Origin of the sequence: Leclercia sp. CFBP8987, from assembly GCF_034044995.2 — a bacterium.
In the GTDB taxonomy this organism is placed as follows: domain Bacteria; phylum Pseudomonadota; class Gammaproteobacteria; order Enterobacterales; family Enterobacteriaceae; genus Enterobacter; species Enterobacter tamurae.
This window is the reverse complement of record NZ_CM188255.1, coordinates 3,266,679-3,287,390: the sequence shown is the minus strand read 5'-3', so window position 1 is coordinate 3,287,390 and position 20,712 is coordinate 3,266,679. Positions and strand designations below refer to the sequence as shown.

The following is a 20,712-nucleotide window of genomic DNA, read 5'->3' as shown; positions in this document are numbered from 1 at the left end:
GACAGCACAGGCGGTTAACTGCGAGTCAGTACACGGCGCGCTTCATTGTAGCGCTTTTTCCAGTACGGTTCGTTCATACTGGAGATAGTCACACCACTGCTGGTGGACGCGTGGACAAACTGGTCGTTACCAATATAGATGCCGACATGACGGCCGGTAGAACCCGCACGGAACAGCACTAAATCGCCGGTGCGTAAGCTGCTACGCGAGATCGATTTGCCCATTTCCTGTTGTTGATAGGTCGAACGCGGAAGTTCTAAACCAAACTGCTCGCGGAAAGTACGTTGTACGAAACCGGAACAATCAATCCCTTTACGTGTATCGCCGCCCAGGCGATAGCGCACGCCCTTCCAGCTAGCATACTGGTCCATTAATCGGGATTTAATATCCAGATTGCTGACCATTTTTTCAAATTCATCCTGAGAAGCTTGCAGTGAAGAGGCGTCTTCCGACCCCACAACACGCGTCTCAGGATGCATATTCTTTGCGGTATTCGATGCGCTACAAGCTGAAAGCAGAACCGCTACTGCAATCGCCGGGATCACCCGTGAGAAGTATCTCAAGATCGGTTGAGATTTGACCATGTTGTTTATTATCCCTTGAAGTCCTTAACGACAAATATCGTTATAAAAAATGCCAAGCGAGACGAGACTAAATACCTGCGCACTATCAGACAATTCTTTATGGTCAAATCTGTGGCGAATCGCACAAATTTATTTACAACGATAATAATTGCAGCGCTGAGGTAAAACGAGTCTGAGAGTACCCGATCGACGCGGTCATTGCGAGCAAAAATATCCTTTTTTTTATAAGAAAATGTGATACCGAAAGTGAGCAACCGGCAAAGCAATATGGCGGCTTAATTTAGGTTAAGTATTGAACAACCTGTTAATTTCTAACGTTATTACTATTACAGGAAGATGACAGTGGGGAGGGATGCAGGAAGATAATCAATCAGGGATTGGTGATAATCCCTGACTGAAACTATTAATTTTGGTTAGAAATTTGTTTTAAGATTGTTGAATTACCCGGGGCAGATAGCGATCAAATAAGCCTATTAAGCGATCGCTTAAGGGGGTCATCAGACACCAGGGAAGCCCAATCAACGCCACTGAAAGGGATCCGACGGCAATATCGCTGAACCAGTGCGCGCCAATCATTACCCGCGGGAAAGAGAAAACCATAAAAATAATCAGGGCTAATGCGAAAGTCTTATGACCAAAATAGCGCCACATAAAGGCGGTGAAAATAAGCAGCATCATGCCATGATCGCCCGGGAAACTGTCCTTCGAGGCGTCTTTTGTCGAAATATGCAGCAATTCACTGACGCGGTAGATATCCGGGAAAAATAGCGTCGGACTCGAGCGTTTCACCGGAATAAGAGCCTGTGCCAGCTGGTTCAAGACCACTGCCGTCAGCAGCATCACCAGGCCGATCATCAGAATACGCCGCCGCCCGGCAGCACTCTCGTTGCGCCAGAAGGTCAGCATCAGGTAGCCCATCGCCAGCAGGGAGCAGACGTCAAAGGCCCGGTTATTGGTGATCGCCACCAGCCACAGGAAGGCGCGACTCTCTACCAGTTGCTGGTTAAAGAAGTGAAATATCCCGCTGTCCAGCGGGAACCAGAAACCGTGGTTGACCGGCAGATACCAGGATAAAAAGAGCGCCAGGCCAGCGAGGTTGAGCAATAAAATGGGAATTAGTCGGGTTTTCATCATCATGCCCTGAGCTGTCAAAACAGGCAACGTTAGTCGCCCGAACCTAAACGAAGCTTCAACAAGCTCGACTGTAGGGCGTTCCAGTCGGTGTTAACCGCACTAATTAACTCTATTCGGCTATCCGGCGGCGTGACACCCTGGGTTTCGATGTGAAAATCGGCCCCCTGGCGATTGACCTGTAACAGCCCCTCGGGAATACGCATCACCCCCTTCACGCGGTCGACCGGTGCCAGCCGGACCCACTCCAGCAAACCGATGGTGTCGAAGCAGGTGTCGGCATCGAATACCCAGCCGCAGGCCTGATGCCCCTGGCCGCTGTTCAGGCTGCGACGCCAGCGCTGGTGAGCAGGCAGGCTCAGCGCGGCCAGACCCTGTTTTTCGCCGTGGCTGTGGGCATGGGCAGCGCTGGCGGACAACGCCTGCAGATTACGCCGCGGCAGGTCAAGCAGGGCATTATCGATATTCCCCTGGGTGGTGTGCGAGAGCTGACGTTCACCGCCGAAGTGCTGCCACCAGATATCCAGCGCGGCACGGCTTTCCGCGGTGGCGCGATCCTCTTTATTGGCAATGATGATGTCGGCAGCGGCAAGCTGATCGCGGAAATTCTCGTTCTGGACATATTTTTCGTCCAGCAGCTGACGCGGGTCGAGCAGGCACAGGGTGGCGCGCAAATCGATCCACGGCTCATAGACCGGGGCGGTCAGCAGGTCGAGGATCTGCTTCGGATGGCCCAGCCCGGTGGGTTCAATCAGCAGCCGGTCGGGCTTGCCCTGACGCAGCAGGGTGTTCAGCCCCACCTGCATCGGCAGGCCGTTCACGCAGCACATACATCCCCCCGGGATCTCCTTCACCAGCGCCCCGTTATCGGCCAGCAGGGCGCCATCAATGCCGATCTCGCCAAATTCATTGACCAGCACGGCCCATTTTTCACCGGGATCTTTATTCGCCAGCAGGTGCAGTATCGACGTGGTTTTCCCGCTGCCGAGAAAGCCAGTAATGAGATTGGTTTTAGTCACAGGTGCTCCAGGGGTGATAAATGTAATGCTATAACAATTATCAGTAATCCTGCCGCAAAAAAACAGCCCTGGGAAGGGGGAGGGCGAACGGGAGACGTCCCGCTCGCCTGAAACGCACCGGTTAACCCTGGAGCGTATCGATAATGGCCTGGCGGGCGCCCGACTGGCGGATGCGCTGGTAAGCCGCGGTAACGGCATCCACGAACTGCGGATCCTGCGGCAGGTCGGTGCCAAAGATTTCACTCAGCGCCAGCAGGGCGGTGACGCGCTCCTCTTCGCTGCTGGTCTCAACAATGGCGCGAATTTTATCGCTCAGCGGATCGCGGACATCAATGGCATTACCCGCATCATCCACGCCACTGACGTAACGCATCCAGCCCGCAACCCCGAGGGCCAGCAGCGGCCAGGCGGTATCGCGCTGGCGGTGGAGACGAATACTCTCCAGCATCCGCTGCGGCAGCTTCTGGCTACCGTCCATCGCAATCTGCCAGGTGCGGTGCTGCAGCGCCGGATTGGCGAAGCGGTCAATCAGGCTGTCGGCGTAGGCGGTCAAATCCACCCCGGTAATGCGCAGCGTCGGAGCCTGTTCTTCAAGCATCAGACGACGGGCGGCGTCACGCAGGGCGCTGTCCGCCATGCAGTCGTTGATATGGGCAAAACCGGCCAGATAGCCGAGATAAGCCAGGAACGAATGGCTGCCGTTGAGCATGCGCAGCTTCATCTGCTCCCACGGCAGGACGTCCTGCACCATCTGCACGCCAGCCACTTCCCACTCCGGACGACCGGCGACGAAATTGTCCTCGATCACCCACTGGATAAAGGGCTCACAGCTGATAGCGCACGGATCTTCAACCCCCACTTCACGGGCGATTTCGGCCAGCGAGTCGTCGGTGGCGGCGGGTACGATCCTGTCCACCATGGTGCCCGGGAAGCTGACGTTGGCGGCGATCCACTCTGCCAGTTCCGGGGAACGCTTATGGGCCATCCCCAGCACCGCGTTTTTCACCACGTGGCCGTTATCGGGGATGTTATCGCAGGAGAGCACGCTGAACGGGGTCAGACCGCGCTCGCGACGGCGATGGAGGGCTTCGACGAGGATCCCCGGCGCGGAGTGCGGCGCATCGGGATGGTCCAGATCGTGAATAATGCGTTCATTGCGGGTATCGAGCTTGCCGGTGGCCGGATCGATGCAGTAACCCTTTTCGGTGATGGTCAGCGAGACAATCGCCACCTGCGGCTCGCAAAATTTCTCGATAATGGCCGCCAGCGAATCAAGCTTAGCGTTCAGGCATTCATGGACCGCCCCGATGATGATCGGCTGATTACCCTCAGCGCCTTTTTCCAGCACCGTAAACAGGTGATCCTGCGCGCGCAGCTGGCTCATCAGCGTATCGCCGCTAAACAGGCTAATCTCACATATCCCCCAGTCGCCGCCGTTGGCGTTGAGCACCCGATCGGTCAGGAGCGCCTGATGCGCCCGATGAAAGGCACCAAAGCCGAAATGGACGATACGGGAGCGTAATGCCTGGCGATCGTACTGCGGCTGTAACACGTGAGCGGGTAGCGCGGTGGAGGCAATTGTCTTCATGAAATAAACACCTGATTAACCATTAATTAACAATGCCAGTGTAAAGTTATATGACAGCAAATTGAATTGGTGAGCCGTAATTATCCGGGAACTGTGAGATGGATCAATCAATATAGCGAGACACATTGACCTGTCTGGTCAGGCATGTATGGTAGTCGTCATCTCGGTAGATAATATTGGTATAACAACTTTAGAGGGTGAATCAATGGAACAAACCTGGCGTTGGTACGGGCCGAAAGACCCGGTTTCTCTTGATGATGTGCGTCAGGCTGGCGCAACGGGCGTCGTCACCGCACTGCACCATATTCCCAACGGTCAGGTATGGCCGGTGGAGGAGATCAAAGCGCGTCAGGCGCTGCTGGCAGAGAAAGGACTGACCTGGTCGGTGGTGGAAAGTATCCCGGTTCATGAAGAGATCAAAACTCACTCCGGCGACTACCAGACCTGGATTGCCAACTACCAGCAGAGCATCCGCAACCTGGCGGCCTGCGGGATTGATACCGTGTGCTACAACTTTATGCCAATCCTCGACTGGACGCGTACCGACCTGGAATATGAACTGCCGGACGGCTCAAAAGCGCTGCGTTTTGACCAGATCGCCTTTGCCGCCTTCGAGCTGCACATCCTGAAGCGCGACGGCGCGGCGGCAGATTACACTGCCGAAGAGCAGCAGCAGGCCCAGGTATGGTTCGACAATGCCAGCGATGCCGATATTGAAAAACTGACCCGTAACATCATCGCCGGCCTGCCGGGTGCGGAAGAGGGCTACACCCTCGACCAGTTCCGCGCGCGTCTGGCGGAGTATGGCAACATCGACAAAGCCCAACTGCGGGAAAACATGGCCGTCTTCCTGCGCGCCATCGTGCCGGTAGCGGAAGAGGCGGGCGTACGTCTGGCGATCCACCCGGACGATCCTCCGCGTCCGATCCTCGGCCTGCCGCGTATTGTCTCCACTATTGAGGATATGCAGTGGCTGAAAGAGACCGTCGACAGCATCAACAACGGCTTCACCATGTGTACCGGCTCCTACGGCGTGCGTGCCGATAATGACCTGGTGCAGATGATTGAAACCTTTGGCGACCGGATCCACTTCACCCACCTGCGGGCCACCTGCCGGGAAGATAACCCGAAAACCTTCCACGAAGCGGCGCACCTTGGCGGCGACGTGAACATGGTGGCGGTAGTCGATGCGATTCTGCGTGAGGAGCAGCGCCGTAAGCAGGCAGGCGATCTGCGTCCTATTCCATTCCGTCCGGATCACGGGCATCAGATGCTGGACGATCTGCGTAAGAAAACCAACCCGGGTTACTCGGCGATTGGGCGTCTGAAGGGGATGGCCGAGGTGCGCGGCGTGGAGCTGGCGCTGAAGATGACGAAGTATCCAGAACTTCTGTAGGTTCAGTTGCCGGTTTTTTTGTAGGCCCGGTAAGCGCAGCGCCACCGGGCAATGACCACATTAGTCAGCACGACCCATATAGCGTTTTTCTTCGATATGGATGCGGATCTTCTCGCCTGCGGAGAGGTATTCCGGAACCTGCACCACCAGACCGGTGGTCAGGGTTGCTGGTTTGTTACGTGCGGAAGCGGAGGCACCTTTGATGCCTGGTGCGGTTTCCACGATCTCCAGATCGACGGTCTGCGGCAGTTCCAGTGCCAGCAGCACGCCATCCCAGGTCAGAACCTGCATATCCGGCATTCCGCCTTCCGGGATGAACAGCAGCTCTTCTTCAATCTGATCTTTGGTGAAGATGTACGGGGTGTAATCTTCTTTATCCATAAATACGTATTCGTTGCCGTCAACGTAGGAGAAATCGACATAGCGACGGGTCAGGGTAACGGTATCCACGATATCGTCGCCTTTGAAACGCTCTTCAACTTTCAGACCGGTACGCACATCAGCAAAACGCATTTTGTACAGCGTTGCTGCGCCACGGGCGCTTGGTGCCTGAATATCGATGTCTTTCACAATCAGCAGCTTGCCGTTGTAATTCAGCACCATACCTTTCTTAATTTCGTTCGCTCTTGGCATTGCAGTAATCCTGTTCACGGGAAGGTCAAAAATATCGCGTCAAAGTACTCGCGCGCGGCATTTCAGGCAAGTGGATTTCGTGGCTTTTGCTATCAATACGCAAAAGGTGTTACTGTGCGCGTCACGCCCGCGGGAGCGGCTTTCTTTCAGGTAATGTACGTTTATGGATTGCCGTCCGGACTGCGGAGCATGTTGCACCGCCCCCTCCATCTCAAGTCCTATTCCCGGGATGCCCAACGGCAAGCCTGCTAACACCCCCTGCGTCCAGCTGGACGCGCAGCAGCGCTGCAAAATCTTCGGCTCGAGCTTGCGGCCGAAAGTCTGTGCCGGGCTCCAGCCGTCGCTTGAGATGTGCAGCACCTCGCGCGGGCAGGCCATGACCTGGCTGCTCGAACTCGAGGCGCTCACCGCGCCTTAAATATCTTTAATGCGCGTCAGGCAGAGCGTGGTGAGGATGCACATCCCCAGCGCAATCCAGAATACCGCATGATAGCTCCAGATCTCGGCCACTACCCCGGCCACTGAACCGGCAATAATCCAGCCCACGCGGGTGGTATTGGTATACAGCGTCGTGGCGGCACCCGCCTGGCCCGGCATCAGATCCTGGAAGTAGAGCATGCCGATCCCGGCGAGAATGCCAATATAGATGGCGTTCAGCAGCTGTAATCCCAGCAGCACCACCGGCGAGTGGGCGCTCAGCATCCCGACGTAAAACAGCAGACCCGCAACGGCGGCAACGCGCATCAGGAAGCGCTTACCGAAGCGTTTAGCATAGTAGCCTGCAATCAACATCGTCGGGATCTCCAGTCCGGCGGCCGTGCCCATCATCACCCCGGCCAGCTTCTCGGACAGATGCAGCTCATTAATAATAAACAGCGGCATATTGATGATGTACAGGCTGTTGGTGCCCCACATTAAAGTGCAAACCGTAAACAGCAGCAGGGCGTCGCGACGGTTGCGGCGGGGGGATTCCAGCACCCCGGTGGCCAGCTTCGGCTCTTTGCGCATCGTCGGCAGGAAAAACCACACCATCGCCCCACAGACCACAAACGCCACCGCGGCGCTGAGATACATCGCCGTGAAACCAAATCCCATTGCCAGGGCGTAAGCCAGCGGCGGCCCGACCACCCATGCCAGTGACACCTGGGCACGCAGGATCGAGCTGAACATCACCGCCTCGCGGCCGGTATAGTCGGCATGCTCCCGGGCTAAGGCGAACAGCTGCGGGTTAGCGGTAGAGCCAAAGCTGCTGAGAAAGACGCCGACAAACAGCAGCACGAAATAGTTACGGTTCCAGGCAAACAGCAGGCAGGCGAAAACGCCCATCAGGCAGCAAAAGACGATCAGCGATTTGCGGTCGCCTTTCTTGTCCGAACGCCCGGCCAGAAACTGGCTGACCAGGATGCCGATGATGGCACTCCCGGTAAAGAAGAAGCCGACCATGGCCGGACGGACATGCACCTCGTTGGTGAGGAACAGGCTCAGGGTAGGGGTTTGTAACGCCCCGGCAATCCCGGTGAGAAAGGCAACAATGAGAAATGCCGATGAGGTCAAATCAAATGACTTCGGAGAGGCAGCGGCGGGGGTCGTGTGCATGTTTCTGTATCAGTGATATGAAGAGAGGCGGAGTGTACGCCGCTTGTCAGAAAATAGACAGATATCCACACCCCTTACCTCACAAAAAATCAAAAAGGTATTTCATCCTGTCGCTGCGCTTGCTGAAGTTGCTGAAACCGAGCGGTGGCTCGGTGTCGGAAGCGTGAATCTGAAGCAAAAATGTGCTGTAACTCTAAATTTTGCATGCTGAAATCAGCCATTACTTGCAAGGTAACGCGTAAAGCGCAAGACTTCTTGAAACGTTTCAGCGCTAATTGGTTTACCTAACCTAAACGGATTGGCGCCTTTTTTCACATTTAAGCTGAAACGATTCAATTTCAGCAGGAGTGGAGAACCATGTTCCAGTTATCCGTACAGGACATTCATCCCGGCGAACAGGCCGGTACTAAAGAAGAGGCTATCCGGCAGATCGCCGCCGCGCTGGTGCAGGCGGGCAACGTCGCCAACGGCTACGTTGACGGCATGCTCGCTCGTGAACAACAGACCTCAACCTTCCTTGGCAATGGCATCGCCATTCCACACGGCACCACCGATACCCGCGATCAGGTGCTGAAAACCGGCGTTCAGGTTTATCAGTTCCCGCAGGGCGTGCTCTGGGGCGAAGGCCAGGTGGCCTATGTCGCCATTGGGATTGCCGCCAGCAGTGATGAACACCTCGGCCTGCTGCGTCAGCTGACGCACGTCCTGAGCGATGACTCGGTGGCTGAACAGCTGAAATCCGCCACTACCGCTGAAGAGCTGCGCGCCTTGCTGATGGGTGAAAAGCAGAGCGAAGCCCTGAAGCTGGATAACGACATGCTGACCCTCGACGTAGTGGCATCTGATCTGGTGACCCTGCAGGCGCTCAACGCCGGTCGCCTGAAAGAGGCCGGTGCCGTGGATACCGCCTTTGTGGCTCACGCTATTAACGATAAGCCGCTGAACCTCGGTCAGGGCGTCTGGCTGAACGACTGTGCTGAAGGCAACCTGCGCAGCGCTATTGCCGTCAGCCGTGCGGCCACGCCGTTCGATACCGCCGGTGAAAGTGCCGCCATGCTGGTTACCGTGGCGATGGCTGATGACCAGCCGGTTGAGGTGTTGAAGCGCCTGAGCGACCTGCTGCTGAACAAAAAAGCTGAACAACTGCTGAAAGCCGATGCCGCGACCCTGCTGGCGCTGCTGACCAGCGACGATGTAAATACCGATGAACTGCTGAGCGCCGAGTTTGTGGTGCGTAACGAACATGGTCTGCACGCACGTCCGGGCACCATGCTGGTCAATACCATTAAGCAGTTCAACAGCGACGTTACCGTTACCAACCTCGACGGCAGCGGGAAACCGGCCAACGGTCGCAGCCTGATGAAGGTTGTCGCGCTGGGCGTGAAGAAAGGCCATCGCCTGCGTTTCACCGCGCAGGGTGCCGATGCTGAACAGGCGCTGAAAGCGATTGGCGAGGCCATCGCGGCCGGTCTGGGGGAGGGCGCATAATGAGCAGACGTGTTGCCACCATTACGCTGAACCCGGCTTACGACCTCGTGGGCTTTTGCCCGGAAATTGAACGCGGCGAAGTTAACCTCGTGCGTACCACTGGCCTGCACGCAGCAGGTAAAGGGATTAACGTTGCGAAAGTGCTGAAGGATCTCGGGATCGACGTCACCGTCGGCGGTTTCCTTGGCAAAGATAACCAGGATGGTTTCCAGCAGCTGTTCAGCGAGTTGGGGATCGCCAACCGTTTTCAGGTGGTGCAGGGCCGTACCCGCATCAACGTGAAAATGACCGAAAAAGATGGTGAAGTGACCGACCTGAACTTCTCCGGTTTTGAAGTCACTCAGGCCGACTGGGAGCGTTTCGTTAATGACTCCCTCACCTGGCTGGGCCAGTTCGACATGGTCTGCGTCAGCGGCAGCCTGCCGTCCGGCGTCAGCCCGGAAGCGTTCACCGACTGGATGACGCGCCTGCGCAGCCAGTGTCCGTGCATCATCTTTGACAGCAGCCGCGATGCGCTGGTGGCCGGTCTGAAAGCCGCGCCGTGGCTGGTGAAACCGAATCGTCGCGAACTTGAGATCTGGGCCGGCCGTAAGCTGCCAGAATTAAAAGACGTGATTGAAGCCGCCCATGCCTTACGTGAGCAGGGTATCGCTCATGTGGTGATCTCCCTGGGTGCCGAGGGCGCGCTGTGGGTTAACGCGTCCGGCGAGTGGATCGCCAAACCGCCGTCGATGGAAGTGGTCAGCACCGTGGGTGCCGGCGATTCGATGGTGGGCGGGTTGATTTACGGCCTGTTGATGCGTGAATCCAGTGAACATACGTTACGTCTTGCCACCGCCGTTGCTGCCCTGGCCGTCAGCCAGAGCAATGTTGGGATCACCGATCGTACCCAGTTAGCCGCGATGATGGCGCGCGTTGACTTGAAACCTTTTAACTGACAGCAGGAGAGGCATAATGAAAACGCTGCTGATTATTGACTCTGCACTCGGACAGGCGCGCGCCTATATGGCGAAAACCTTGCTGGGTTCGGCGGGACATAAAGCACACCTTGATTTCATCGACAACCCGGGCGATGCCGAACTGGTTATCGTCCTGGGCGACAAGATCCCGGCCGACAGCTCGCTGAACGGCAAAAAAGTGTGGCTGGGCGATATCAATCGCGCCGTCGCCCACCCGGAACTGTTCCTGAGCGAAGCGAAAGGCCATGCGGCGCTGTATACCGCCCCTGTAGCTGCGGAAACGGCAACGGCTGTTTCCAGCGGTCCGAAACGCGTAGTGGCGGTTACCGCCTGCCCGACCGGCGTCGCGCACACCTTTATGGCCGCAGAAGCCATTGAAACCGAAGCCAAAAAACGTGGCTGGTGGGTAAAAGTTGAAACCCGTGGTTCAGTGGGCGCAGGCAATGCCATCACTCCGGAAGAGGTGGCGGCAGCGGACCTGGTGATCGTGGCCGCGGATATCGAAGTGGATCTGGCGAAGTTTGCCGGTAAGCCGATGTACCGCACCTCCACCGGTCTGGCGCTGAAGAAAACGGCTCAGGAGCTGGATAAAGCGCAGGCGGAAGCCAAACTGTTCCAGCCTTCAGGTAACACCGCCTCTTCGGCCTCTGAAGGCAAGAAAGAGTCCGCCGGGGCCTATCGTCACCTGCTGACGGGCGTCTCCTACATGCTGCCGATGGTGGTAGCGGGCGGTCTCTGTATCGCGCTCTCCTTCGCCTTTGGTATCGAAGCCTTCAAAGAGCCAGGTACCCTGGCGGCGGCGCTGATGCAGATTGGTGGCGGCTCGGCGTTCGCGCTGATGGTGCCGGTGCTGGCAGGTTACATTGCATTCTCCATTGCTGACCGTCCGGGTCTGACCCCGGGTCTGATCGGCGGTATGCTGGCCGTGAGCACTGGCTCTGGCTTTATCGGCGGGATCATCGCGGGCTTCCTCGCAGGCTACGTGGCGAAGCTGATCAGCTCGAAGCTGAAACTGCCGCAGAGCATGGAGGCGCTGAAACCGATTCTGATCATTCCGCTGTTCTCCAGCCTGGTTGTTGGTCTGGCTATGATCTACCTGATCGGTAAGCCGGTCGCGGGTATCCTTGAAGGCCTGACCCACTGGCTGCAGACCATGGGCACCGCCAATGCGGTCCTGCTGGGTGCGATCCTCGGCGCCATGATGTGTACCGATATGGGTGGTCCGGTGAACAAAGCAGCATACGCGTTCGGCGTTGGCCTGCTGAGTACCCAGACGTATGCTCCGATGGCGGCGATTATGGCGGCAGGTATGGTGCCACCGCTGGCGCTGGGCCTGGCGACTATCATTGCCCGTCGTAAGTTCGACAAGGCGCAGCAGGAAGGCGGTAAAGCAGCGCTGGTTCTGGGCCTGTGCTTTATCACCGAAGGGGCTATCCCGTTTGCTGCCCGTGACCCGATGCGCGTTCTGCCGTGCTGTATCGTCGGCGGTGCCGTGACCGGTGCCATCTCCATGGCGGTTGGCGCAAAACTGATGGCGCCGCATGGCGGTCTGTTTGTTCTGCTGATCCCGGGTGCGATTACCCCGGTGCTGGGTTACCTGTTCGCGATTATCGCCGGTACGCTGGTGGCAGGTCTCTCTTACGCGGTGTTGAAACGCCCGGAAGCTGAAGTGGTTGCCGCGAAAGCAGCATAATTACGCAGAAAGATAAAAGGCAGAGGAAACTCTGCCTTTTTTTATTGTAATAAGGTCGTGAAGTTGTTTCCCGGATCCATTTCCCGCGCCAGAGCGGTAAGCCGCGGCTTATTTTTAATAATGTATCCTGCCTTCTGTTTCACCAGCACATCGTCGTGCGTTAATTGCGCAATAACAAATAAAAGGTGCCGGTACGATACGCCCATGTATTCGGCGGCCTGGGTATGTTTTTCGCGATATATATCACAATTCTGTGTGAGTAATATAAATGCTGCCAGGCGATTAATCAGCGGGAAAGACTGGTTTTGAGTTAAGGAGACGATATTACGGTAATTTTTATGGCTCAACGTAACGCAAAGATGTCGTAAAAAAGTCGCATCGTTTAATAATACAGGGCGGTACTGTTTAATCGGTAATGCCAGGCACCAGCACTCCTCAATGGCCTGAACCGCCCGCGGTTCGTGATCGGCATCGACTAATTCAATTTCGCCAATAAAACAGGACGCACTAAAGAAATCGATCAGCGAGACCTTGCCGTTGGGCAGGGTGGCGTACAGTTTTGCCCGCCCGCGCACCAGGTAGAAGAGATAAGTCGGCTGGCTGCCCTCTTTGACAATAAACCCCCCGGCCGCCATCTGTACTAAGCGGGTATCGCGTAAAATATCCGCAGAAAACCGTTGCTTATAGCCAGATTCCTGAATCAATTGCTCTTTTAACGCCTCATTGTGGATCTCTTTCACGGCGGCTTCCTGATGTGAGATTTCTCATATTTAGCATACGTAGTCCGTTGTTAGGATTCAATCGTCGACATAACCCCCGTGCCTTTGATGAATCTCAATTAACGTAACAGCGAACTGAGGAAGTAAAAATGGAAAAGAGAAAGATTATTCTTGATTGCGATCCTGGCCATGATGACGCGATTGCCATAATGCTAGCGGCAAAACATCCGGCGATTGATTTATTAGGAATAACGATCGTTGCCGGTAATCAAACGCTGGATAAAACCTTAGTCAATGGATTAAATGTGTGCCAGTCGCTGGATATTAACGTTCCGGTTTACGCGGGGATGCCACAGCCGATTATGCGCCAGCAGATCGTAGCCGATAATATTCATGGCGAAACGGGCCTGGACGGTCCGGTATTCGCGCCATTAACCCGCAAAGCAGAAAGTACCCACGCGGTGAAATACATTATTGATACGCTGATGGCAAGCGAGGGTGATATCACCCTGGTTCCCGTTGGCCCGCTGACTAACATTGCGGTGGCGATGCGTATGCAGCCCGCTATTCTGCCGAAGATTCGCGAAATCGTGCTGATGGGCGGGGCATACGGAACAGGTAATTTCACCCCGTCTGCGGAATTTAACATCTTTGCCGACCCGGAAGCGGCTCGGGTGGTCTTCACCTCCGGCGTGCCGCTGGTGATGATGGGCCTGGATCTCACCAACCAGACGGTCTGCACCGCCGACGTTATCGCCAGGATGGAAAACGTCGGCGGCCCGGCCGGCAAGCTGTTCAGCGACATCATGAACTTCACCCTCAAAACCCAGTTTGAAAACTACGGTTTAGCCGGCGGCCCGGTACACGACGCCACCTGCATCGGCTATCTGATTAATCCTGCCGGGATTAAAACCCAGGAGATGTATGTCGAAATCGACGTCAATAGCGGTCCCTGCTATGGCCGTACCGTCTGCGATGAACTGGGTGTGCTCGGTAAACCGGCGAATACCAAAGTCGGTATCACTATCGATACCGGCTGGTTCTGGGATTTAGTGGAAGAGTGCGTGCGCAAGTACGCCTGACTCCCATAAGCGCAGGGTATTTCTGCTGCGCGGCCCTGACGGGTGACCCCGGGTTGCCCGTCACGCGATCCAATCGGCCATTAAGAGATAATCATTATGGACGTCATGAGAAGTGTTCTGGGTATGGGGGTATTACTGGCAATTGCGTTTCTGCTGTCAGTAAATAAAACGCGCATCAGTCTGCGCACCGTAGGGGCGGCGCTGCTGCTGCAAATCGCCATTGGCGGCATCATGCTCTATTTTCCACCGGGTAAATGGCTGGCCGAGCAGGCGGCGCTTGGCGTACACAAGGTGATGACCTACAGCGACGCAGGCAGTGCCTTTATTTTTGGGTCTCTTGTCGGGCCCAAAATGGATAGGTTGTTTGACGGCGCCGGGTTTGTCTTCGCCTTTCGCGTGCTGCCTGCCATCATTTTTATAACCGCGCTGGTCAGTCTGCTTTATTACATTGGCGTGATGGGCGTGCTGATCCGTATTCTTGGCGGTATTTTTCAGAAAGCACTTAACATCAGCAAAATCGAATCTTTTGTCGCCGTCACAACGATTTTCCTTGGGCAGAACGAGATCCCGGCGATCGTGAAGCCGTTTATCGATCGGCTTAACCGCAACGAGCTCTTTACCGCGATTTGCAGCGGGATGGCCTCCATCGCTGGTTCGACAATGATTGGCTATGCAGCCCTGGGCGTGCCGATTGACTACCTGCTGGCCGCGTCGCTGATGGCGATCCCGGGCGGCATCCTGTTTGCCCGATTACTGAGCCCGGCAACGGAAAGGTCGCAGGTGACGTTCGATAATCTCTCTTTTACCGAAACACCGCCAAAAAGCGTGATTGAAGCGGCGGCGAGTGGCGCAATGACCGGGCTAAAAATTGCCGCCGGGGTGGCAACGGTGGTGATGGCGTTCGTGGCCATCATCGCGATGATCAACGGTATTATCGGCGGCGTCGGGGGCTGGTTCGGGTATGGTCACGCCACGCTGGAGGGGATCTTTGGTTATCTGCTGGCCCCGCTGGCATGGTTGATGGGCGTAGACTGGAGCGATGCCCATCTTACCGGTAGCCTGATTGGTCAAAAGCTGGCGATCAATGAATTTGTTGCCTATCTCAACTTTTCGCCCTGGCTGCAAACCGCGGGGCAACTGGATACGAAGACCGTCGCCATCATCTCTTTTGCCCTGTGTGGTTTTGCTAACTTCGGCTCTATTGGCGTAGTGGTGGGGGCGTTCTCTGCCGTCTCGCCCCGACGCGCACCTGAGATTGCGCAGTTGGGATTACGGGCGCTGGCAGCCGCCACGCTCTCTAATCTGATGAGCGCCACCATCGCCGGGTTCTTTATTGGGCTGGCTGGATAAGGCAATCACCGCGAAAGCGGCGATTTTTTATGATGCTTAAACGTGTCGCCGATCGCACTATTTTGTCGAAGTAAAAACTGTCTCTACAAATAATTGTGATTCTGTTCATGATCGTTTAACGATCCTTATTCCATTCCCTTTACTTCCCCCTCCTTGTGCATAATATGAACACGTGTTCGAATGTAAACATATGCTCTAATAACTTTTAATGTTACCGAATCGCTTAATTGTCATTGCGATGGCCAGCGTGCCAGAGGATGTTCTATGCGTGAAAAGGATTATATTGTTGTTATTGGTTCTGCAAATATGGACGTGGCGGGATATTCACATGATTCCCTCAATTACGCCGACTCTAATCCAGGAAAAATAAAATTCACACCCGGGGGCGTAGGCCGCAATATTGCGCAAAATCTGGCGCTACTGGGTAAAAATGTCTGGCTCCTTTCCGCGGTAGGCGACGATTTTTACGGTCAGTCGCTGCTGTCACAAACCCAGGCCGCCGGGGTGCAGATCGATAAGTGCCAGGTTATTCCGGGAGAAGGCACCTCCAGCTATTTATCGTTACTCGACAATACCGGGGAGATGCTGGTTGCCATCAACGATATGGCGATTTCTGACCACATCAATCCGCACTATCTGGCCCATCATCTGGCGTTTATCCGCGCGGCAAAAGCGGTAGTGGTGGACTGCAATCTCAGCGAGTCAGCCCTCGCATGGATCTTTGAGAATGCAGGCCAGACGCCGTTGTTCGTCGATCCGGTCTCGGCCTGGAAGTGCAGCAAAATTAGCGACTGGCTGAGCCATATCCACACCCTGAAACCCAACCGGCTGGAGGCAGAAACCCTGAGCGGCATCCCGCTCTCCTGCGCGGCGGACGCGCCGAAAGTGGCGGCCTGGTTTCACCAGCATGGCCTGTTCCGGCTGGTGCTGAGTATGGGCGGTGACGGCGTTTATTACAGTGAGAACGCGGGTGAAAGCGGCTGGTCAGCGCCGTTTAAAACTCAGGTAGTCAACGTCACCGGCGCGGGGGATGCAATGATGGCCGGGCTCGCTTTTTGCTGGCTGGCAGGCGCCACATTTAAAGATTCCGTTCGTTTTGCCCAGGGCTGCTCTTCGCTGGCGCTGGCTTCCGTATATACCAATAACCCTGATTTATCGTCTGAAAACGTTAACGCATTAATGGAGAGAGAACATGTCTGAATTAAAATTTCCTGCTGAGTTCCTGCAAATTTCTCCTGAGGTTCAGGACGCTTTAAATAATAACAAACCAATTGTGGCGCTTGAATCCACCATTATTTCTCACGGCATGCCTTTCCCGCAAAATGCCCAGACGGCGCTGGAAGTCGAAGATGCGATCCGCCAGCAGGGGGTTATTCCGGCCACCATTGCGATTATTGGTGGCGTAATGAAAGTTGGGCTGAGTAAAGAGGAGATTGAATTATTAGGCCGCGAAGGCCATGCGGTGACCAAAGTCAGCCGCCGGGATCTTCCTTTTGTGGTGGCTGCAGGCATCAACGGCGCCACTACGGTGGCCTCTACCATGATCATTGCCGCGATGGCCGGGATTAAGATCTTTGCCACCGGCGGGATCGGCGGCGTTCACCGTGGCGCAGAGCACACCTTTGATATTTCCGCTGATTTACAGGAGCTGGCGAAAACCAACGTCGCCGTAGTTTGCGCCGGGGCGAAATCGATTCTCGATCTCGGCTTAACCACCGAATACTTAGAGACCAATGGCGTGCCGCTGATTGGCTACCAGACCCAGTCCCTGCCGGCCTTTTTCTGCCGCTCCAGCCCGTTTGAGGTCAGCATCCGTCTCGACAGCGCCGAGGCCATCGCCCGGGCAATGGCGGTGAAATGGCAGACCGGTCTCAACGGCGGCCTGGTGATTGCCAATCCCATTCCCGAGCAGTTTGCGATGGCGGAAGAGACTATCAATGCGGCTATCGACCAGGCGGTAAGGGAAGCGGAAGAGCAGGGCGTGACCGGCAAAGCCAGCACCCCGTTCCTGCTGGCCCGTGTGGCGGAACTGACCGGCGGCGACAGCCTGAAATCAAATATCCAGCTGGTCTTTAACAATGCCCGCCTGGCCTGCGATATCGCGAAGGCGTATCAGCGTATGGCGTAACCCTTTCACAGGCAGTTTGCCGTCGCCTGTCTTCGCAGTGGAATCACGGATACCCGGCCTGTCGCCGGGTTTTCAGGTAAGGAAATCATTATGGACGTAATGAGAAGTCTGCTGGGTATGGCGGTACTGTTGGCGATAGCCTTCCTCCTGTCGGTCAATAAACGCCGTATCAGCCTGCGCACCGTCGGCGCCGCATTCGTATTGCAGGTGGCGATCGGCGGCATCATGCTCTATTTCCCACCCGGCAAATGGCTGGTCGAACAGGCTGCTATCGGGGTGAGTAAGGTCATGTCCTACAGCGATGCCGGCAGCGCCTTTATCTTTGGGGCGCTGGTCGGGCCAAAGATGGACACTCTCTTTGACGGGGCCGGGTTCGTGTTTGCCTTCCGGGTGCTGCCCGCCATTATTTTTGTCACCGCGCTGATCAGCCTGCTGTACTACATCGGGGTGATGGGGCTGCTGATCCGCGTGCTGGGCGGTATTTTCCAGAAAGCGCTGCGCATCAGCAAAATTGAATCCTTTGTCGCGGTGACCACCATCTTCCTCGGGCAGAACGAGATCCCGGCGATCGTCAAACCCTTTGTCGATAAGCTGAACCGCAACGAGCTGTTTACCGCCATTTGTAGCGGGATGGCGTCGATTGCCGGGTCGATGCTGATTGGCTACGCGGGGATGGGGGTGCCGATTGACTATCTGCTGGCCGCCTCGCTGATGGCGATCCCCGGCGGGATCCTGTTTGCCCGCCTGCTCAGTCCGGCCACCGAGGAATCGCAGGTCACTTTTGATAATCTCTCCTTCAGCGAGACGCCGCCAAAAAGCATTATCGAAGCCGCAGCCACCGGGGCGATGACCGGGCTGAAAATCGCCGCCGGGGTCGCGACGGTGGTAATGGCGTTTGTAGCGATCATTGCCCTGCTGAACGGTATCCTGGGCGGCATCGGCGGTTGGTTTGGCATCGAAAGTCTGAGCCTCGAAGGACTGTTTGGCTACGCCCTCGCGCCGCTGGCGTGGATCATGGGCGTCGAATGGCAGGATGCGACCCTGGCGGGCAGCCTGATTGGCCAGAAGCTGGCGATTAACGAGTTCGTCGCCTACCTCAACTTCTCGCCGTATCTGCAAACTGTCGGTCAACTGGACGTGAAAACCATCGCCATTATCTCGTTCGCGTTGTGCGGTTTCGCGAACTTCGGCTCGATTGGGGTAGTAGTGGGGGCCTTTTCTGCAGTATCGCCCCAGCGCGCCCCTGAGATCGCCCAGCTTGGCGTGCGGGCGCTGGTGGCGGCAACGCTCTCTAATCTGATGAGCGCCACCATCGCCGGGTTCTTTATCGGTTTAGCGGGCTCGTGACATTCAGGCCGGGTAGCGACACTACCCGGCTTTTTTACTGCGGATTGTTCAGCAGGGACCAGGCGTTATCCACTGACAGGCTCGGATTGTTAATGCTTTCACTGGCGCGGGAAAGCGCCGCGCAGGCGAGGGCAAACCGCGCCGCATCAGCAAAATCGCTCCCGTCGAGGAAACCGTAAATCAGACCTGCCATAAAGGCATCATCGGCACCAAAACGGTCGACCACAGGGTGCTCAGGAGGGGCCAGCAGGAACGGCTCCGCGCCTTGCTCACTGCACAGCACCGAATCATCTTCCAGACACACCACAATCCGCTGCACCCCTTTCTCATGCAGGGCGGTCAGCGCGGCCTGACGATCGTCGCACTCCGCCAGAATCTGTAGCTCTTTCAGCGTCGGCTTGAGGGTATGGATGCGCGACAGCCAGGGCTTGATTCTGTCGGCTTTAAATTCTGAAACCGTGTCGACAAACACCGGAACATCTCCGGCGAGGGTAAAGACCCACTCCAGGGACTCCGCCGTGAGATTACAGTCGGCCAGCACCACCCCGGCATGGGCCAGCAGCTCGCGCGACTGGTTCAGCAAGTGCGGCGTTAGCTCCTGCAGGATGTGCGTATCATTGATGGCCAGCACGGTGTCGTCCTGCGGATTAGCAATCGACAGGTAGGTCGCCGTGCTTTGCCCGTGCAGGCGGATCGTGCTCTGAACGTTTACGCCCGCCAGCCGGGTTTGCTCCAGCAGGGTTTCGCCATAAAAATCACTGCCGACCGCGGAGATCAGGTGTACCTCGCGGCCCAGCAGCGCCAGGTTATGGGCAATATTTCGCGCCACGCCACCTGCCGCGCAATGAATCGCCCCCGGATGGGAGGAGGGTTCAGGGAAGCGAATGTCGGCCACGCCGCGAATATCCATATTGATCGCGCCAAGCGCCACACAATAATCCTGTTCGGTGAGGATATAGCCCTTACCCTTGATCGCCCCTTTCCGCATTAAATCCATAATGTGCGCGGCCACGCGCGAGCGGCTGATATCGAGGATCTGGGCGATTTCATGCTGCTGAATAAGAGGGTTGCGCCGCAGGATCTTCAGGATCTGCTTTTCCCTTTCGTTCATCATTATGCGGTGGCCTCAGCGTGCTGCTGTGCTTTCAGCCAGGCGATCTCTTCCGCCCAGATATCCGGGTTAATGGTTTCCAGCACCAGCGGAATACCGTCGAAACGCGGGTCCTGCATGATAAAGCGGAACGCGTCGTGGCCGATATTGCCTTCACCCAGGCTATGGTGGCGGTCAACGCGGCTGCCAAAGGTGCTTTTCGCATCGTTGAGGTGCATGCCGCGCAGGTATTTAAAGCCCACAATGCGTTCAAATTCCGCGAAGGTTTTTGCACAATCTTCACTGCTGCGCAGGTCGTAACCGGCGGCAAAGGCGTGGCAGGTATCAATGCAGACACCGACGCGGGTTTTATCCTCCACGCCGTCGATGATGGCCGCCAGATGCTCAAAGCGGAACCCGAGGTTGCTGCCCTGTCCGGCGGTATTTTCAATTACTGCCGTCACCCCTTGAGTCTGTTCCAGCACGATATTGATCGACTCGGCGATCCGCGCCAGACAGGCATCTTCGTCGATCTGCGACAGATGGCTTCCCGGGTGGAAATTCAGCAGCGTCAGGCCGAGCTGCTCGCAGCGCTGTACCTCATCGAGGAAAGCCGCGCGGGATTTATCCAGCGCTTCCTGTTCCGGGTGACCGAGGTTAATCAGGAAGCTGTCGTGGGGCAGGATCTGACCGGAGGTAAAATGGTATTTTTCGCAGGCCGCTTTGAACTCATCAATTACCTGAGTGGTTAACGGCGCGGCGCGCCACTGGCGCTGATTTTTGGTGAACAGGGCGAAAGCGGTCGCCTCAATTTCGGCGGCACGAATGGCGGCATTTGCCAGACCGCCAGCAGCGCTGACGTGCGCTCCAACATATTTCATACTAGGACTCCTGTTAACCCGCAAACGC

Annotated in this window: 19 protein-coding genes; 10 read left to right on the top strand and 9 right to left on the bottom strand. The window is 56.3% G+C overall.

Annotated elements, in window-relative coordinates; all coding sequences use genetic code 11:
* Positions 1-14 precede the first annotated feature (14 nt).
* The 4 genes from mepS to SOM40_RS15895 form a co-directional block, all read right to left on the bottom strand.
* On the bottom strand, positions 15-584 hold the full coding sequence (gene mepS, locus SOM40_RS15910; RefSeq protein WP_106995370.1) for a bifunctional murein DD-endopeptidase/murein LD-carboxypeptidase: 570 nt from the start codon (positions 582-584) through the stop codon (positions 15-17).
* Between the two features lie 426 nt (positions 585-1,010).
* Positions 1,011-1,715, bottom strand: coding sequence for a phosphatase PAP2 family protein (locus tag SOM40_RS15905; protein WP_106995369.1), 705 nt, complete (start codon positions 1,713-1,715; stop codon positions 1,011-1,013).
* A gap of 32 nt (positions 1,716-1,747) precedes the next feature.
* Positions 1,748-2,734: a CobW family GTP-binding protein gene (locus SOM40_RS15900; protein ID WP_106995368.1), complete on the bottom strand. Its 987-nt coding sequence runs from the start codon at positions 2,732-2,734 to the stop codon at positions 1,748-1,750.
* Positions 2,735-2,855: 121 nt separating this feature from the next.
* Positions 2,856-4,322 (bottom strand): mannitol dehydrogenase family protein, encoded by a 1,467-nt coding sequence (locus SOM40_RS15895; RefSeq protein ID WP_106995367.1) that lies wholly within the window; start codon positions 4,320-4,322, stop codon positions 2,856-2,858.
* 205 nt (positions 4,323-4,527) lie between these two features.
* Here SOM40_RS15895 and uxuA point away from each other — a divergent pair, with 205 nt between their 5' ends.
* Positions 4,528-5,718: a mannonate dehydratase gene (gene uxuA / locus SOM40_RS15890; protein ID WP_106995366.1), complete on the top strand. Its 1,191-nt coding sequence runs from the start codon at positions 4,528-4,530 to the stop codon at positions 5,716-5,718.
* A 60-nt stretch (positions 5,719-5,778) separates the two neighbouring features.
* Here uxuA and yeiP read toward each other — a convergent pair whose 3' ends face one another.
* Complete coding sequence (gene yeiP / locus SOM40_RS15885; RefSeq protein WP_014884579.1) at positions 5,779-6,351, bottom strand: elongation factor P-like protein YeiP; 573 nt, start codon at positions 6,349-6,351, stop codon at positions 5,779-5,781.
* A gap of 163 nt (positions 6,352-6,514) precedes the next feature.
* Here yeiP and SOM40_RS15880 point away from each other — a divergent pair, with 163 nt between their 5' ends.
* Positions 6,515-6,769 (top strand): YkgJ family cysteine cluster protein, encoded by a 255-nt coding sequence (locus tag SOM40_RS15880; protein ID WP_142486493.1) that lies wholly within the window; start codon positions 6,515-6,517, stop codon positions 6,767-6,769.
* On the opposite strand, the gene setB is transcribed toward SOM40_RS15880, so the two are convergent.
* Positions 6,766-7,947, bottom strand: coding sequence for a sugar efflux transporter SetB (setB, locus tag SOM40_RS15875; RefSeq protein ID WP_320530330.1), 1,182 nt, complete (start codon positions 7,945-7,947; stop codon positions 6,766-6,768). The genes SOM40_RS15880 and setB overlap by 4 nt on opposite strands.
* 357 nt (positions 7,948-8,304) lie before the next feature.
* On the opposite strand from setB, the gene fruB reads away from it, so the two are divergent.
* From fruB to fruA, 3 genes are read left to right on the top strand one after another with little or no spacing between them, the layout of a single operon-like run.
* Positions 8,305-9,435, top strand: a complete 1,131-nt coding sequence (gene fruB / locus SOM40_RS15870) for a fused PTS fructose transporter subunit IIA/HPr protein (RefSeq protein ID WP_166183003.1) — start codon at positions 8,305-8,307, stop codon at positions 9,433-9,435.
* Complete coding sequence (gene fruK / locus SOM40_RS15865; RefSeq protein WP_039031046.1) at positions 9,435-10,373, top strand: 1-phosphofructokinase; 939 nt, start codon at positions 9,435-9,437, stop codon at positions 10,371-10,373. The genes fruB and fruK overlap by 1 nt, the downstream gene beginning before the upstream one ends.
* Positions 10,374-10,389: 16 nt before the next feature.
* Entirely contained in the window at positions 10,390-12,087 is a 1,698-nt protein-coding gene (gene fruA, locus SOM40_RS15860; protein WP_225758391.1) for a PTS fructose transporter subunit IIBC, read from the top strand.
* A gap of 41 nt (positions 12,088-12,128) precedes the next feature.
* Here the strand turns inward: fruA and SOM40_RS15855 are convergent, their stop codons facing one another.
* Positions 12,129-12,827, bottom strand: coding sequence for a transcriptional regulator YeiL (locus SOM40_RS15855; protein ID WP_320530329.1), 699 nt, complete (start codon positions 12,825-12,827; stop codon positions 12,129-12,131).
* Between the two features lie 128 nt (positions 12,828-12,955).
* Here SOM40_RS15855 and rihB point away from each other — a divergent pair, with 128 nt between their 5' ends.
* From rihB to SOM40_RS15830, 5 genes are all read left to right on the top strand, one after another.
* A complete protein-coding gene (gene rihB / locus SOM40_RS15850) occupies positions 12,956-13,888 on the top strand; it encodes a ribosylpyrimidine nucleosidase (RefSeq protein WP_320530328.1) in 933 nt (310 codons plus the stop codon).
* 96 nt (positions 13,889-13,984) lie between these two features.
* Positions 13,985-15,238 carry a NupC/NupG family nucleoside CNT transporter gene (locus tag SOM40_RS15845; RefSeq protein ID WP_320530327.1) on the top strand — a complete coding sequence of 418 codons (1,254 nt, stop codon included), beginning with the start codon at positions 13,985-13,987 and terminating at the stop codon, positions 15,236-15,238.
* Positions 15,239-15,502: 264 nt separating this feature from the next.
* Positions 15,503-16,438, top strand: coding sequence for a pseudouridine kinase (locus SOM40_RS15840; RefSeq protein WP_320530326.1), 936 nt, complete (start codon positions 15,503-15,505; stop codon positions 16,436-16,438).
* Positions 16,431-17,366 carry a pseudouridine-5'-phosphate glycosidase gene (locus SOM40_RS15835; protein WP_320530325.1) on the top strand — a complete coding sequence of 312 codons (936 nt, stop codon included), beginning with the start codon at positions 16,431-16,433 and terminating at the stop codon, positions 17,364-17,366. The genes SOM40_RS15840 and SOM40_RS15835 overlap by 8 nt, the downstream gene beginning before the upstream one ends.
* Before the next feature lie 90 nt (positions 17,367-17,456).
* Positions 17,457-18,713 (top strand): NupC/NupG family nucleoside CNT transporter, encoded by a 1,257-nt coding sequence (locus SOM40_RS15830; protein ID WP_320530324.1) that lies wholly within the window; start codon positions 17,457-17,459, stop codon positions 18,711-18,713.
* A gap of 34 nt (positions 18,714-18,747) precedes the next feature.
* On the opposite strand, the gene SOM40_RS15825 is transcribed toward SOM40_RS15830, so the two are convergent.
* Both SOM40_RS15825 and nfo read right to left on the bottom strand, forming a co-directional pair.
* The gene (locus SOM40_RS15825) at positions 18,748-19,824 is read right to left on the bottom strand and encodes a sugar kinase (RefSeq protein ID WP_320530417.1); all 1,077 of its coding nucleotides are present in this window, start codon (positions 19,822-19,824) and stop codon (positions 18,748-18,750) included.
* Between the two features lie 2 nt (positions 19,825-19,826).
* Positions 19,827-20,684 carry a deoxyribonuclease IV gene (gene nfo, locus SOM40_RS15820; RefSeq protein WP_320530323.1) on the bottom strand — a complete coding sequence of 286 codons (858 nt, stop codon included), beginning with the start codon at positions 20,682-20,684 and terminating at the stop codon, positions 19,827-19,829.
* Positions 20,685-20,712: the final 28 nt, after the last annotated feature.

Coding starts and splice junctions, on each gene's coding strand:
- SOM40_RS15895 (WP_106995367.1), bottom strand. CDS start 4,322: ATGAAGACAATTGCCTCCACCGCGCTACCCGCTCACGTGTTACAGCCG.
- fruB (WP_166183003.1), top strand. CDS start 8,305: ATGTTCCAGTTATCCGTACAGGACATTCATCCCGGCGAACAGGCCGGT.
- fruA (WP_225758391.1), top strand. CDS start 10,390: ATGAAAACGCTGCTGATTATTGACTCTGCACTCGGACAGGCGCGCGCC.
- SOM40_RS15905 (WP_106995369.1), bottom strand. CDS start 1,715: ATGAAAACCCGACTAATTCCCATTTTATTGCTCAACCTCGCTGGCCTG.
- SOM40_RS15825 (WP_320530417.1), bottom strand. CDS start 19,824: ATGAACGAAAGGGAAAAGCAGATCCTGAAGATCCTGCGGCGCAACCCT.
- SOM40_RS15830 (WP_320530324.1), top strand. CDS start 17,457: ATGGACGTAATGAGAAGTCTGCTGGGTATGGCGGTACTGTTGGCGATA.
- rihB (WP_320530328.1), top strand. CDS start 12,956: ATGGAAAAGAGAAAGATTATTCTTGATTGCGATCCTGGCCATGATGAC.
- nfo (WP_320530323.1), bottom strand. CDS start 20,684: ATGAAATATGTTGGAGCGCACGTCAGCGCTGCTGGCGGTCTGGCAAAT.
- uxuA (WP_106995366.1), top strand. CDS start 4,528: ATGGAACAAACCTGGCGTTGGTACGGGCCGAAAGACCCGGTTTCTCTT.
- setB (WP_320530330.1), bottom strand. CDS start 7,947: ATGCACACGACCCCCGCCGCTGCCTCTCCGAAGTCATTTGATTTGACC.
- SOM40_RS15840 (WP_320530326.1), top strand. CDS start 15,503: ATGCGTGAAAAGGATTATATTGTTGTTATTGGTTCTGCAAATATGGAC.
- SOM40_RS15835 (WP_320530325.1), top strand. CDS start 16,431: ATGTCTGAATTAAAATTTCCTGCTGAGTTCCTGCAAATTTCTCCTGAG.
- SOM40_RS15880 (WP_142486493.1), top strand. CDS start 6,515: ATGGATTGCCGTCCGGACTGCGGAGCATGTTGCACCGCCCCCTCCATC.
- fruK (WP_039031046.1), top strand. CDS start 9,435: ATGAGCAGACGTGTTGCCACCATTACGCTGAACCCGGCTTACGACCTC.
- SOM40_RS15845 (WP_320530327.1), top strand. CDS start 13,985: ATGGACGTCATGAGAAGTGTTCTGGGTATGGGGGTATTACTGGCAATT.
- yeiP (WP_014884579.1), bottom strand. CDS start 6,351: ATGCCAAGAGCGAACGAAATTAAGAAAGGTATGGTGCTGAATTACAAC.
- mepS (WP_106995370.1), bottom strand. CDS start 584: ATGGTCAAATCTCAACCGATCTTGAGATACTTCTCACGGGTGATCCCG.